This is a genomic window from Cupriavidus sp. YR651, from assembly GCF_900101625.1.
Lineage (GTDB): Bacteria > Pseudomonadota > Gammaproteobacteria > Burkholderiales > Burkholderiaceae > Cupriavidus.
This window is the reverse complement of the sequence record NZ_FMYZ01000001.1, coordinates 1,133,325-1,146,331: the sequence shown is the minus strand read 5'-3', so window position 1 is coordinate 1,146,331 and position 13,007 is coordinate 1,133,325. Positions and strand designations below refer to the sequence as shown.

At 68.4% G+C, this 13,007-nt stretch carries 13 protein-coding genes, 1 other RNA gene and 1 riboswitch; of the genes, 7 read left to right on the top strand and 7 right to left on the bottom strand.

Annotation, left to right across the window (positions count from 1 at the left end; genetic code table 11):
* Window positions 1-81: 81 nt before the first annotated feature.
* The 3 genes from ssrS to BLR29_RS05150 all read right to left on the bottom strand — a co-directional run bounded on the left by ssrS (window position 82) and on the right by BLR29_RS05150 (window position 1,258).
* Window positions 82-299, bottom strand: a non-coding RNA gene (gene ssrS, locus BLR29_RS05160) — 6S RNA.
* 300 nt (window positions 300-599) lie between these two features.
* The gene (locus BLR29_RS05155; RefSeq protein ID WP_092135069.1) at window positions 600-938 is read right to left on the bottom strand and encodes a cell division protein ZapA; all 339 of its coding nucleotides are present in this window, start codon (window positions 936-938) and stop codon (window positions 600-602) included.
* On the bottom strand, window positions 935-1,258 hold the full coding sequence (locus BLR29_RS05150) for a hypothetical protein (RefSeq protein WP_092135067.1): 324 nt from the start codon (window positions 1,256-1,258) through the stop codon (window positions 935-937). Before BLR29_RS05150 ends, BLR29_RS05155 begins: the two co-directional genes overlap by 4 nt.
* A gap of 204 nt (window positions 1,259-1,462) precedes the next feature.
* Window positions 1,463-1,758: riboswitch (cobalamin riboswitch) on the top strand.
* 71 nt (window positions 1,759-1,829) lie between these two features.
* Here BLR29_RS05150 and BLR29_RS05145 point away from each other — a divergent pair.
* The 7 genes from BLR29_RS05145 (at window position 1,830) to cobC (ending at window position 8,961) form a co-directional block, all read left to right on the top strand.
* A complete protein-coding gene (locus tag BLR29_RS05145) occupies window positions 1,830-3,878 on the top strand; it encodes a TonB-dependent receptor domain-containing protein (RefSeq protein ID WP_092135066.1) in 2,049 nt (682 codons plus the stop codon).
* 33 nt (window positions 3,879-3,911) lie between these two features.
* Window positions 3,912-4,919 (top strand): FecCD family ABC transporter permease, encoded by a 1,008-nt coding sequence (locus BLR29_RS05140; RefSeq protein ID WP_092135064.1) that lies wholly within the window; start codon window positions 3,912-3,914, stop codon window positions 4,917-4,919.
* Complete coding sequence (locus BLR29_RS05135) at window positions 4,916-5,755, top strand: ABC transporter ATP-binding protein (RefSeq protein WP_092135063.1); 840 nt, start codon at window positions 4,916-4,918, stop codon at window positions 5,753-5,755. The genes BLR29_RS05140 and BLR29_RS05135 overlap by 4 nt, the downstream gene beginning before the upstream one ends.
* Window positions 5,752-6,381 (top strand): cob(I)yrinic acid a,c-diamide adenosyltransferase, encoded by a 630-nt coding sequence (gene cobO, locus BLR29_RS05130; RefSeq protein WP_092135061.1) that lies wholly within the window; start codon window positions 5,752-5,754, stop codon window positions 6,379-6,381. The genes BLR29_RS05135 and cobO overlap by 4 nt, the downstream gene beginning before the upstream one ends.
* A 134-nt stretch (window positions 6,382-6,515) precedes the next feature.
* The gene (gene cobT / locus BLR29_RS05125) at window positions 6,516-7,556 is read left to right on the top strand and encodes a nicotinate-nucleotide--dimethylbenzimidazole phosphoribosyltransferase (RefSeq protein WP_255371119.1); all 1,041 of its coding nucleotides are present in this window, start codon (window positions 6,516-6,518) and stop codon (window positions 7,554-7,556) included.
* A 14-nt stretch (window positions 7,557-7,570) separates the two neighbouring features.
* Complete coding sequence (locus BLR29_RS05120; protein WP_092135058.1) at window positions 7,571-8,347, top strand: adenosylcobinamide-GDP ribazoletransferase; 777 nt, start codon at window positions 7,571-7,573, stop codon at window positions 8,345-8,347.
* Entirely contained in the window at window positions 8,332-8,961 is a 630-nt protein-coding gene (gene cobC, locus BLR29_RS05115) for an alpha-ribazole phosphatase family protein (RefSeq protein WP_092135056.1), read from the top strand. Before BLR29_RS05120 ends, cobC begins: the two co-directional genes overlap by 16 nt.
* Before the next feature lie 100 nt (window positions 8,962-9,061).
* Here the strand turns inward: cobC and BLR29_RS05110 are convergent, their stop codons facing one another.
* The 4 genes from BLR29_RS05110 to cobU all read right to left on the bottom strand — a co-directional run bounded on the left by BLR29_RS05110 (window position 9,062) and on the right by cobU (window position 12,873).
* Entirely contained in the window at window positions 9,062-9,979 is a 918-nt protein-coding gene (locus BLR29_RS05110) for a cobalamin-binding protein (protein WP_092135055.1), read from the bottom strand.
* Window positions 9,980-10,097: 118 nt separating this feature from the next.
* On the bottom strand, window positions 10,098-11,174 hold the full coding sequence (gene cobD / locus BLR29_RS05105; protein ID WP_255371118.1) for a threonine-phosphate decarboxylase CobD: 1,077 nt from the start codon (window positions 11,172-11,174) through the stop codon (window positions 10,098-10,100).
* Window positions 11,175-11,314: 140 nt separating this feature from the next.
* The gene (gene cbiB / locus BLR29_RS05100) at window positions 11,315-12,283 is read right to left on the bottom strand and encodes an adenosylcobinamide-phosphate synthase CbiB (RefSeq protein ID WP_092135053.1); all 969 of its coding nucleotides are present in this window, start codon (window positions 12,281-12,283) and stop codon (window positions 11,315-11,317) included.
* Window positions 12,280-12,873, bottom strand: a complete 594-nt coding sequence (cobU, locus tag BLR29_RS05095) for a bifunctional adenosylcobinamide kinase/adenosylcobinamide-phosphate guanylyltransferase (protein ID WP_255371117.1) — start codon at window positions 12,871-12,873, stop codon at window positions 12,280-12,282. The genes cbiB and cobU overlap by 4 nt, the downstream gene beginning before the upstream one ends.
* Window positions 12,874-13,007 lie beyond the last annotated feature (134 nt).

Here is a 13,007-nt window from a genome sequence, read left to right as displayed (position 1 = left end):
TACGACGGCGCTCATGAATCGGTGTTCATGAAACGCTGGTCATAAAAAAGGCGGTGGTTCGTGAAAACCACCGCCTTCTGAGGGGTCCCCGCCTCGGCCGCTGGGTCGGCATCCTGAACCCAAGTGAGGTTCAGAGTGGCTGCGGAAGTCGTATTTTGGGTACATCACCCACTCAGGGAGTCCAGGCTTGGCCCAGACTGTGAGTGCGGCGACGCGCTCGCCCACACGACATAATCCCGCACCATGCAATGCATATCGGTTCAAGGAGTTTATGACCCTCACGAACCAGGCAGGGAAACTGTCAAACGTCTGACTCTCGGTTCACACCACGTACGGGACGGGAGTGATGTCAGACGTTTGCCGTTTCTAACTAGGATGGGATGAAAACGGCGGCCGGGCGCGATAACCCAACCTTTTTGCTGCACCTGCGATGCTCCGTGCAGTCTGGCTACACTATACACCGCGTCGACTGGCATACCAAGTTCGACTTGCCGCGTCGTTACATTTTCCACAACGCTGATACGGTGCGCGGCATCGGCTTCACATGGACGTCATATGTGGCCGCGTCCACGCAATTCAAGGCCCCGCGTTCTCCTTGCTTAACCTTGTGCGCGTGTACCCGTGCCCACGTGCGCGTACTGGCGCAGTGCTTCATCGGCGCGTTCGTTGAGCTCGCGGATGCGCGCACGTACCGCGTCCACGGGAATCGCGCCGTCTTCCTCCTGCTTGCGGCGCATGGCCAGCAGGTCCGACGCGATGCTGATGGCCGCCATCACGGCCACGCGCTCCACACCTTTCGCGGAGACATTGCCACGCAGCTTGTTCATCTGGTTGTCGACCAGGGCCACTGCTTCCAGCAGCGCGGCCTCGTTGTCCGGCGCAATGGCAAAGCGGTAGGGCTGGCCTGCGATGTTCACTTCGACTTGCTTGTTGCTCATGCGTGTTCTCCTGGGGCCTTGTGCGCGCCTTCCGCCGCCGCGCTGGTGGCGCTGTCGCCCAGCAGGTCGAGCTGGCGTGCATCGCTGGCCGTGGGCAGCTTGTCCAGGATCGACTGGATGCGCAGCTGGGCTTCCTCGATCTTGATATTGAGCAGTTCGCGGTCGGCCGCCATGGCTTCGCGGTCCGTGCGCAACTGGCTCGCTTCGGCCTGCAGGCGGTCGATCTCCGCACGCAGCCGCTGGTTTTCCGCCGCCAGGGTGTCTGCATGATGCAGCACGCGCCCGATCTTGGCGGCCAGTTGTTCGAGTTCGTTGAGCATAGTGCCTGTCGTGTCCGGTGGGAGTGTGGGTCAGGTTTCGGGATTCTAGCCGATGCGTGGTCGGTCACGTCGTCAACGAGCGGGTTCTGACCCCGTTGTCGCATGGAAGTTGCATGGAACAGCACCGAATGGCGTAGTTCTTCCGGCGTGTGGGGCGATTGCCGCAGCATCCGTGCCGCATTTGACGCGAACTTTGAAACTCCCTACACTCGCGCCGTTCCAGGTGCTAGCAGACCCTGATCAGGGCTGCAGTTCAACGGGAAACAGGAAGCCAGGCGCCGACGCCACGTCGGGGCAGGCCAACCTGTGCTGCCCCCGCAACGGTAAGCGACCGCGAACACGCGCCACACGTCAGCATCCCCAAGAATCCGGATGGAGCCGGGAGGCGCCCTCGCAGGGCCGGCCAACACGCCACTGATCCACACCATACACGGTGCATCGGGAAGGCGGCCGACCTGATGTCGCCAGCCCGGATACCGGCCTGAACGCGGGCGACCGCCCCACGCGGCTCGCCTCATCGCCACATGGCCCGCGGGGGAACGGGCCCGGCCGTTCTCTTCCATCCTGCATCATGCGTTCAACGCTCAACAGGTCGACCGTCGCGGCAATGCCGTCGGTCCGTCCGTCCGTGCCCGCCATCCTGGCGGCCATCGCCGCCTTTGCCATGCCCGTCATGGCCGCCCACGCGCAAGACGTGCCGGCGGCCGAGGCGCCATCGGCATCCTCACCGGCACTCCCGGCTGCACCCGCATCTACGTCCGCATCGACATCCGCACCGACGTCCGCGTCAACGTCCGATCCCAAGGCCGCACCCGCCTCCGCGCCCGCGGCGCCGTCGCTGGCGCCGGTGGTCGTCACCGCGTCGCGCACATCGCAATCCGTGACGGAAGCGCTGCCCCACACCACGGTGGTCACGCAGGACGACATCGTCAATTCCCAGGCCCCGGACCTGCGCTCGCTGCTGCGCGGCCAGGCCGGCGTGGAATTCGCCACCACCGGCGGCATGGGCGCCAACACCACACTATTCATGCGCGGGGCCAACTCCAACCAGGTGCTGATCCTGATCGATGGCGTGCGCATTGCCGGAGTCAGCGGCGGCACGGCCCAGCTGGCCAATATCCTGCCGGACCAGATCGACCATATCGAGGTGGTTCGCGGCAACGTGTCGGCGCTGTATGGCTCGGACGCCATCGGCGGCGTGGTGCAGATCTTCACCAAGAACGGCGTGGGCCAGGCGCCCGCCGCCAACGCGCAGGTCGAATACGGCAGCAACAATACGCGCCAGGGGACCGTGGGCTACGGCGGCCAGGTGGGCGATACCTCGTTCAACGTAACGGGGTCGATGTTCAAGACCGATGGCTTCTCCTCGATCAATGCCGCGCAATGGAATGCTGACAATCCCACGCGCGCCGCACGCAATATCGGCCCGAATCCGGCCGACAACCCTTACGAGAACAAGAGCGTTTCGGGCCAGGTGAAGCACAAGTTCACCAAGGACTGGGACGCCGGCGTGGCCGCGTACTACTCCAACAGCCAGCTGTCGTACGACAGCACCAGCGGCAAGCCGACCGACGACTTCCGTATGGACAGCGAGCTCTACACGCTCTCCGCCTTCGTCAACGGCAAGCTGCTGCCGGACTGGACCACGCATTTCAAGATCGCCCAGAGCGAGGACCGCAGCGAGGGCACCAAGAACGGCCTGTTCGACAGCCTGTTCAGCACGCGGACGCGCCAGTTCAACTGGCAGAACGAATACGCGCTGACGGCCAACCATACGCTGCTGTTCGGCACCGATTACCTGCAGCAGGAGCTGAACTCGAGCTCGTACACCGCGCCATCGCGCAACGTGTTCTCGGTCTATGGCGGGTATGAGGGCCGCATCGGCCGCCACCAGCTGCAGCTCAACGCGCGCAACGACCACTATTCGGATTTCGGCAACCAGGGCAGCTTCTTTGCCGGCTATGGCTTCAACGTGACCGATGCCGTCAAGCTGATTGCCAACGTCAGCAACGCATTCCGCGCGCCGACGTTCAATGAGCTCTACTTCCCCAACTTCGGCCAGCCAAATCTGCAGCCGGAGCGCGCCAAATCCGCCGAGCTGGGCGTACAGGTCGACACCGCCAGCGTCGGCCTGCTGCGCGTCACGGCGTTCGAGACGCGCTACAACGACCTGATCGTCTCCACGCAGCAGGCCAACGGCCTGTTCCTGGCGCAGAACGTCAACAAGGCCAAGGTGCAGGGCGTGGAAGCGTCGTGGCGCGCCACGGTGCTCGGCACGGACCTCGGCGCCAGCGTGACGTTCCAGAACCCGGTGGACGAAACCAACAATACGCAACTGCTGCGCCGCGCTCGGCGCCACGCGTCGTTCGATGCCGGCCGGAATTTCGGCAACTGGCGCTTTGGCGGCGAGTGGCTGGTGTCGTCGTCGCGCCTGGACAACGGGTCGCGTACGCTGGGCGGATACGGTATCGTCAACCTCAACGCCCGCTACAACATCGACAAGCAATGGTTCGTCGCCGCCCGCGTGGAAAACCTGTTCGACAAGAACTACCAGCTCGCCTACCCGTACAACACGCAGGGCCGGGCGGGGTTCGTCACGCTGGGATGGCGCCAGAAATGACGCCACGCACCCAGCCGCAGCGGCAGGGGCGCCATGGCTGAGTTCCGGCGCGCGCTGGCTGTCTGGCTGGTCCTCGGGATAGCGGGGCTGGCGGTGTTTGGCCTGTCGCTGGCGCTTGGCAGCGTCTCGCTGGACGCCGCGCAGCTCTGGCAGGCCCTGACCGGGGCCGATACCGGCACCGCCGGCGCCATCGTGCGCGAACTGCGGCTGCCGCGCGCCGCCGCGGCCTTTGCGTGCGGCGGCCTGCTGGCGTTGTCCGGCGCGCTGATGCAAGTACTGCTGCGCAACCCGCTGGCGGAGCCCTATGTGCTGGGCGTCTCCGGCGGCGCGTCCGCGGGCGCGCTGCTGGCCATGCTGCTGACGCTGCCACTGTGGATGGTGCAGGCGGGCGCGGCCGGCGGGGCATTGTTCTCGATGGTGCTGGTGGCCACGCTGGCGCGCCGTGACCTGCTACATCCGCAGGTGCAGGGCGGTCATCACGAGGCCGGCGCCCGGCTGCTGCTGACCGGTGTGATCCTGGCCGCGGGCTGGGGCGCGCTGATCACGCTGATCCTGGCAATTGCGCCGGAATCGCGGCTGCGCGGCATGCTGTTCTGGCTGACCGGCGACCTGGGCGGCACCGCCAGCTACGGCGCCGCGCTGGCCACGCTGGTTGTGGCGCTCGGGCTGTCCATGCCGATGGCGCGCTCGCTCAACGTGATGCTGCTGGGCGAGACCGTGGCGCAATCGCTCGGCGTGCGCGTCGGCCGCGTGCGGCTGGGTACGTTCCTGATTGCGTCGTTTTCGATTGCGGCGGCCATCACCACGGCCGGGTCGATCGGCTTCGTCGGGCTGGTGGTGCCGCACCTGGTGCGCCTCGCGTGGGGCAACGACCAGCGCCTGCTGCTGCCGGCGTCGGTGCTGATGGGCGGCGCGCTGCTGATGGCCGCCGACCTGATCGCGCGGACCGTGATCGCCCCGGCGCAATTGCCGGTGGGGGTCATTACCGCGCTGCTCGGCGTTCCCACCTTTCTCTATTTGTTGCTGCGGAGGCCGCGATGAGCCACTGGTTCGAGCCGCTCGCGCCGTGCCCCCGCCTGGCCTTGCACGACGTGCGCCTGCGCGCGGGCAACCGGGTGCTGGTCGATGGCCTGTCGATGCAGATCGAAGCGGGCCAGCTCTGGTGCGTGGTTGGCCCCAACGGCGTGGGCAAGTCCACGCTGATGGGCGTCCTGGCGGGTCTGCGCGCACCCGATGGCGGCGAGGTGCGGGTCGACGAGACCCCCGCCACGCACATCGCCCCGGCGGCGCTGGCGCGCCAGCGTGCCTATCTTCCACAGGCCGTGCACGATACGTTCTCGATGATCGTGCGCGATGCGGTGCGCGTCGGCCGCCATCCGCACCTGAGCGGCTGGGGCTGGGGCAAGGGGGATGATGACGCCGTGGTGCGCGACGTCATCCGCGAACTCGATCTCGAATCGCTCGCCGCGCGTGACGTGCTCACGCTGTCGGGCGGCGAGCGCCAGCGCGCCTCGCTGGCGGCGGCGATGGCGCAGCAGGCACCGCTGCTGTTGCTCGACGAACCCGTGGCCCACCTGGACCTGCGCCATCAGATCCTGGTCCTGGAACTGCTGAAGCGGCTGACCTCCGCTGGCCGCCACGCCGCGCTGGTCATCCTGCACGATCTCAACCTGGCGCGCCGCTACGCCACGCACGCGTTGCTGATGGCCGAGGATGGCCACGCATTGCACGGCCCCGCCCACCAGGTACTCACCCCCGCGCAGTGCTCCCGGGCGCTGCGCACGCCCATCGTCAGCGTCAGCGACGGCATGCACACCGCGCTGATTCCCGATGGCATCTCGCGTCCGGCAACGGACGCCAATGGAAACCAGACATGAGCGATATCGATACCACTCCCGACGACGCCGGACGCGATGCCCGCCACAAGGCGCGCATGGAGCGCAAGAAGGAAGTCGTCGATGCAAAGATCGCGTCCGCGCAAACCGAGCGCGGCGTGATCGTCATCACCACGGGCAACGGCAAGGGCAAGTCGAGTTCCGGCTTCGGCATGGTGGTGCGCGCGATGGGCCACGGCATGCAGACCGGCGTGGTCCAGTTCATCAAGGGCGCCATCCCCAGCGGCGAGGAAATGTTCCTGCGCCGGTATCCCGAACAGTGCGAATTCCACGTGATGGGCGAGGGCTACACGTGGGAGACCCAGGACCGTGCGCGCGACGTCGCGAAGGCGCAGGCCGCATGGGAAGTGGCCCGCCGCCTGCTGCGCGACCCGGCCGTCGGCCTGGTGCTGCTGGACGAACTCAATATCGCGCTGAAGCTGCACTACCTCGATGTCGAACAAGTGATTGCCGACCTGCGCGCGCGGCCCCCCATGCAGCACGTGGTCATCACGGGTCGCGGCGCGCCGCCCGCGCTGGTGGAAGCCGCCGACACCGTGACCGACATGACCCCGGTCAAGCACGCGTTCCAGCAGGGCATCAAGGCCCAGCGCGGCGTGGAAATGTAACTCGTTGCCACCACGCCGACCGTCAGCGATCGTCAATCCGGATTCGAAACATGCCGCCTCTCTCCGAGAATCTCTCCGCGCACCTTTCTGCGCAGCCTTCGGCGCATCTTGCCGCGCATCTTGCCGATTACGCCGTGCAGCTCCCCCCGATCGCGCCGCTCGATGAAGCGCTGCGTCCGGTGCTGCACGCCGCCATCGACGACAAGACCAAACCGCCCGGTTCGCTGGGCCGGCTGGAATCGCTCGCCATGCAGATCGGCCTGATTCGCGGCGAGACAAAGCCCGAGCTGACCCGTCCGGCCATCATCGTGTTTGCCGGCGACCACGGCGTGGCCGACGCGGGCGTCAGTGCATTCCCGGCCGAAGTCACCGCCCAGATGGTGCTGAACTTCCTGGGCGGCGGCGCGGCGATCAACGTGTTCACGCGGTTGCACGGCATGGCGCTGGAAGTGGTGGACGCCGGCGTGCGCGCGCCACTGCCGGCGGCGCCAGGCCTGGTGAATTGCCGCGTGGCCAATGGCACGCGCAACTTTGTCGATGAACCGGCGATGACGCGCGAGCAGGCCGGCGCGGCCATCCAGGCCGGCATCGCGCGCGTGCTGAGCCACGCGCAGCAGGGCACCAACGTCATCGGCTTTGGCGAAATGGGCATTGCCAATACCTCCGCCGCGGCTTGCGTGATGAGCCGGCTGACCGGCCTGCCGCTGGCCGAATGCACCGGCCGCGGCACTGGCCTGGACGATGCCGGCGTGGCCCGCAAGCGCGCGGTGCTGGAGCAGGCACTGGCGCGGCACGCCGAGGTCACCGCGCCGCTCGACGTACTGGCCACGTTCGGCGGCTTCGAGATCGCGGCGATGACCGGCGCCTACCTGGCCGCCGCCGCCAGCCGCATGGTGATCCTGGTCGATGGCTTCATCGCATCGGCCGCGCTGCTGGTGGCCGCCCGCATCGACCCGACCGTGTTGCAGTACTGCGTGTTCTCGCATTGCTCGCACGAGCGCGGCCACCGCGCGTTGCTGGCCGAGTTCCGCGCCGAGCCGTTGCTGGCGCTGGACCTGCGCCTGGGCGAGGGCACCGGCGCCGCGCTGGCCTGGCCGCTGGTGGCGTCCGCCGCCGCATTCCTGCGCGAGATGGCTACGTTCAGCGGCGCGGGCGTCAGCACCGCATCGGCCTGAAACGCAGCGCAGCCATGGCCAACGAGCTCCGCTTCTTCCTGACGGCCCTCGGCTATTTCACGCGCGTGCCGTTGCCGCCGCGCCTGGCGGACTGGGTCGGGTTCGAGCCGCACTACCTCAATGCAGCGGCGCGGTATTTCCCGCTGGTCGGCCTGCTGGTCGGGCTGGCGGGCGCGCTGATCACGGCGGGCGCGATGGAGTTGTGGTCGCCCTCGGTGGCCGTGGTGCTGGGCATGGCGGCCACGTTGCTGCTGACCGGGGCGTTTCATGAAGACGGCCTGGCCGACTGCGTGGACGCATTCGGCGGAGGCTACCGGCGCGAGGACGTGCTGGCGATCATGCACGATTCGCGCGTGGGCGCGTTCGGGGCGATCGCCATCGTCATTGCGCTGCTGCTGAAGTGGCAACTGCTGCTGGCCGTAGGCAATGCGGGCGGACTGGTGGTGCTGCTGGCCGTGCTGGTGGCGGCCCATGGCGCCAGCCGGACCATGGCCATCACGTTCCTGGCCACGCACGAATATGTGCGGGCCGAGGGCAAGGCCAAGCCGGTTGCGCAGCGCCTGTCGGGTCTGGGGCTGCTGTTCGTAGTGGCGTGCGGCGTGGTGCCGCTCGTGCTGCTGTCGCCGACGTTCGCGGGCGTAGCCGTCCTGGTGCTGGCCGTGCTGCGCGCGGCACTGGGCGCGTACTTCGTGCGGCGGCTGGGCGGCTATACCGGGGATTGCCTCGGCATGGCCCAACAGCTTGCGGAATTGTCGATCTATCTGGTGGCCGCGGCATGGAACTGGTCCTGATCCGGCACGCGCGTCCCGAGGTGGCGCCGAATGTCTGCTACGGCATGCTCGACCTCGCCCTGGCGATGCCGGTTTCGCCGGCGCCGGCGCGCATCGTGTCGACGCTGCACGGCTTGTGGCCGGACCGGATCATCACGAGTCCGGCGGCCCGTGCGCGCGAGACCGCCGCGCAACTGGTCCGGTGGCTGGACAGCATCGAACCGGACAAGGCCGGATCGCTGGCGTGCGAGGTACAGCCCCGGCTGCGTGAGCTGGACTTCGGCGAATGGGAAGGGCGCCACTGGGACACGATCCCGCGCCCGGATCTGGATGACTGGGCGGCGAACCTGATGGGGGCGCGCCCACATGGCGGCGAGAGTGCCGCGCAGGTCATGGCGCGCGTCGTGGAATGGGCCGATTCGCTGCCTGCCGGCGAGGATGGCCAGGAGCGCTGCCTGTGGGTCGTGACCCACGCCGGCCCGATGCGGATGCTGGCGGCGCACTGGCTGGGCCTGACGCTCGCCCAGACCATGCAGTGGGAGCTGGCGTTCGGCGCCACGTGCCACTTCCGGCTGGGCGATCCGCGTGGAGCAGGGACTGCGCGGCTCGGCTGGTGGAACCGCCTCGCAGACTGAGAGGTCGTTTCAAAACGATCCTGGCGTTGTTGCCGAAGCTGCCACACTCTCTTGCCGTACCACTTGTACCATCTGCGGCCGCACGCTTTCGATCCAACCACTAACCGGGCCGGCCGGTCCTGCGTGAGCGCGCGATTTCCAGATCCTTGCAGATCTCCGCCGCGCCCTTGACCACGCGCGGGCCGGCGCGATTGACCAGATCGCCGTCGATGATGAACAGGTTGTTGCGCGCCACGGCGGTCACTTGCTTCCACTTCTCCCACATCGAAAAATCCGCGAGCGGCTTGTCCGGGCGCGTGGCGCCGATGCCTGCCGTCAACATGGCCTCGGGATTCCCGGCGATCACGGCTTCCACCGATACCGTCGGCACCAGCGGGGTTTCGTTCGCAAACAGGTTGCGGCCGCCGCAGAGCGCCAGCAGGTCGCTGACCAGGTGCTGGCCGTTGAGCGTCATCAGCGGCTGCTGCCAGACCTGGTAGAACACCGTCACGGGGGCGCGGCTGGCGTAGGTCTTGCGCAGCGTCTCCACCTGCTGGCGGAAGTCGGTCGCGGCACGTGTGGCCACCGCCTCGGTGCCCATCAGCGTGCCGAGTTTTTCCAGGTTCTCGGGGATCGATTCCAGCTTGCGTGGCTCGCTGAAGAACAACGGCATGCCCAGCGCGCGCAGGCGGTCCGTCTGCTTCTGCGCGTTGCCGTGGCGCCAGACCACGATCAGGTCCGGCTTGAGCGCGGCGATGCGTTCCAGGTCGAGCGCCTTGTTATCGCCCACGCGCGGAAGGTCGCGCGCCTCTGGCGGAAAGTCGCTGTAGCTCACGGTGCCGACGATGCGGTCGCCGCCGCCGGCTGCGTAAATCAGTTCGGTCACGTGCGGCGCCAGCGAGACGATGCGGCGCGCCGGCTGGGCCAGCGTGACGGTCTGGCCGGCATCGTCCACCGCCGATACGGCGGCGTGGGCGAGATGGGGGGCGATCAGTGCAGCGGCAGCCAGCACGGCGCGTGCTGTGAAGTGGGTCGTCATTGGCAGGTGGCTATTGCGGGTTGTCACTGGCGGGTCATCATGGACGCCTCGTCATGGGCGCGGCATTTACTGGGCATTCGCGAGGCATCCACAGTATTCACGTGGGATCAGCGATCAGTCAGGATTCGAGGGCGCGGATGGCGGCCGCCAGCGCGCGGTCCAGCCGCTGCCAGGCCGCGTCATCGTCGGGAGGCAGCCCCAGACGCAGGCTTGGGGGGCAATCGCCCGCGGCGTCGAACAGGCGGGTCCAGACGCCTTCGCGCGCCAGGGCCTCGTGCAGTGCGGCGGCGTGCGGGGTGGGCACCCAGCTGAACAGTGGCTGCGAAACTGGCGTGAGGCCGTGATCGCGCAGCAGCATGGCAAGCCGCTGGCCCGCCGTCGCCAAACGCGCCCAAGTGGCCGCGTGCCATGCCGTATCGGTCAGCGCGAGCTGCGCGACGGCGCGGGCCGGGCCGGAGACGGTCCAGTGGCCGAGCTGTTCCGCCAGCGCGGCCAGCAGGTCCGGCGCCGCCAGCACGAAGCCGCAGCGCAACCCGGCCAGCCCGTAGAACTTGCCGATGGAGCGCAGCACGACGAGTCCCGGCGCATCGGCGCGCGCGGCCAGTGACGCGGCCAACGGTGTCGCCAACGATGGCGCCGATGGTGTCGCCAGCGGTGGGGTCACCACGCCGTCCATGAATGCCTCGTCGATGATCAGCGTGCCGCCGCGCGCGGACAGTTGCGCGTGCCAGCGCAACAGCGTGTCCGCCGGCAGCAGGCGAGCGGTCGGGTTATTGGGATTGACAACGACCAGATGGTCGAGCCCCTCCACCAGATTGTCGTGCGCGAAATCCGCTTCGGTCAGCGGCACAACCGTGTGACCGGCCTGCGCAAAGGCCGGCGCGTACTCGCTGTAGCCGAGCGCAGCCATGCCGACGCGTCCCGGCGCGAGCAGTCGCGGCAGCGTGCGGATCGCGGCCTGCGAGCCGGCCACCGGCAGCGCATGCGGCGCGCCGTAGGCCTGCGCGGCGATCTCCGCCAGGCCATCGTTGTCCTGCGGCAGCCGTTGCCACACATCGGCGGGCAGCAGCGGGACGGGATAGCCATCCGGATTGATGCCGGTCGAGAGGTCGAGCCACGCGGCGGCGGGCCTGCCATAGCGGCGCACGGCGGCCAGCAGGTTGCCGCCGTGGCGTATTGGGGGAATGGGGGGAATCGCCGGCGTTGGCGAAGTAGTAGACGGCACGGGAGCGACGCCTGCAACGAGGTCCGGCGCGAGGCCTGTGTCGCGGTTCGCCGCAGGTTCGATTGCAGGATGCTTCACGGCATTTGTCATGGGATTCGGCACCACGTTCGTCACGATGCCAGGCCCAGCGCGCGGGCCACGGGCACGCTCACCATTGCCAGCCCAAGCCAGAGCCACAGCGTGCGTTGCACCAGCCGCAGGCAGGCGTGCACATGGGCCGCGCCGGGGGGCTGGCCCGCGCCGAGTGGCGGTCGCTCTTCCCACTCGCCGTGGTAGCGCGCGCCGCCACCGAGTGCCACGCCCACCGCGCCGGCGCCGGCCGCCATGACCGGGCCCGCGTTCGGGCTGGACCACGCGCGTGCCTGCGTGCGCCAGCAGCGCAATGCCTGCGACGTGGCGCCGAGCAGCGCGTAAGACAACGCGGTAAGCCGCGCGGGAATCAGGTTCAGGAGGTCGTCGATGCGCGCCGCCGCCCAGCCGAACATCAGCAGGCGCGGCGTGCGATAGCCCCACATCGCGTCCAGCGTGTTGGCCAGCCGGAAGACGATGACTGCCGGCGCGCCGCCGACAAGGAACCAGAACAGCGCGCCGAAAATGGCGTCGTTGCCGTTTTCGAGCGCGGATTCGCAGGCGGCGCGGGCCAGCGCTTCGGTGTCCGCATCATGGGTGTCGCGCGAGACGATCCGCGCGGTCAGCGCGCGCGCGGCGGGCAGGTCGCCCTGGACCAGCGCGTTGGCGATCGGGGCGATGTGTTGATCGAGACTGCGCGCGCCGAGCGCGGCGTACAGCGCAATCGCGTGCAGCAGCCAGGACAGGGCAGGGTGCACGGCTCGCGCGAGGTCGACCAGCAGCCACGCAACGGTGGCCGGCCCCAGCACCATCAGCGCCCACGCCAGCAGGCCAGCGATGCGCTGGCGCAGGTTGGCGCGTTCAGGTCGATTGAGGCGGCGTTCCAGCGCCGCAGCCAGCTGGCCAAAGCCGACCAGCGGATGCCATCGGCGCGGCTCGCCGAGCCAGCGGTCCAGCAGCACGCCGGCGATGGCGGCCGCCACGCAGGCCGGCCAGGACAGCATGATCATGCGGGATCCGCACCCTTGACCGCGACGGGAATCCCGGCCACCAGCAACCGCACGCGATCCGCGGCGGCGGCCAGCTTCTGGTTCAGGCGGCCCAGTTCGTCGACATAGAAGCGCGTGATCGCGCCGGTCGGCACCACGCCGAAGCCGATCTCGTTGGAGACCAGGATCACGTGCCCGGGCAGCAGCGGCAGGGCCGTGAGCAGCGCGTCGATTTCCTCGGTGAACGCCGGCGGCGGCGTGATGACGCCGTGCTCGGGATAGCTGCGGTTCTCGTCGAAAAGCAGGTTGTTGAGCCACAGCGTCACGCAATCCACGAGGATGCAGCCATCATGGCTGGCATGCGCATACAGCGCGTCCGCCAGATGGACCGGCTCTTCGACGAGCGCCCAGTCCGCCGGCCGGCGCGCGCGATGCAGCGCGATGCGCAGCTCCATTTCCTCATCGGCTGGATCGGCGTCATGGCGGGCCGTGGCGATGTAGGTGACGGGGCCGCGCGTCATGGCGGCGTGGTCGGTGGCCAACTGCTCGGCGAAATGGCTTTTGCCGGAGCGCGCGCCACCGAGCACCAGCGTGAGCTCGCGCGGCGCCATGCCGCCCGGGGCTTCGCGCGGGGCGACCTGCGTGGCGGGTTCGCTGGCGGTGGCGGCGCCTGCCGATGCGGGTTCAGCGCTGGTGGTGATGCCCAGCGCGCGGGCGGTAGCCTTGGTTTCCATGCGGCGTATTG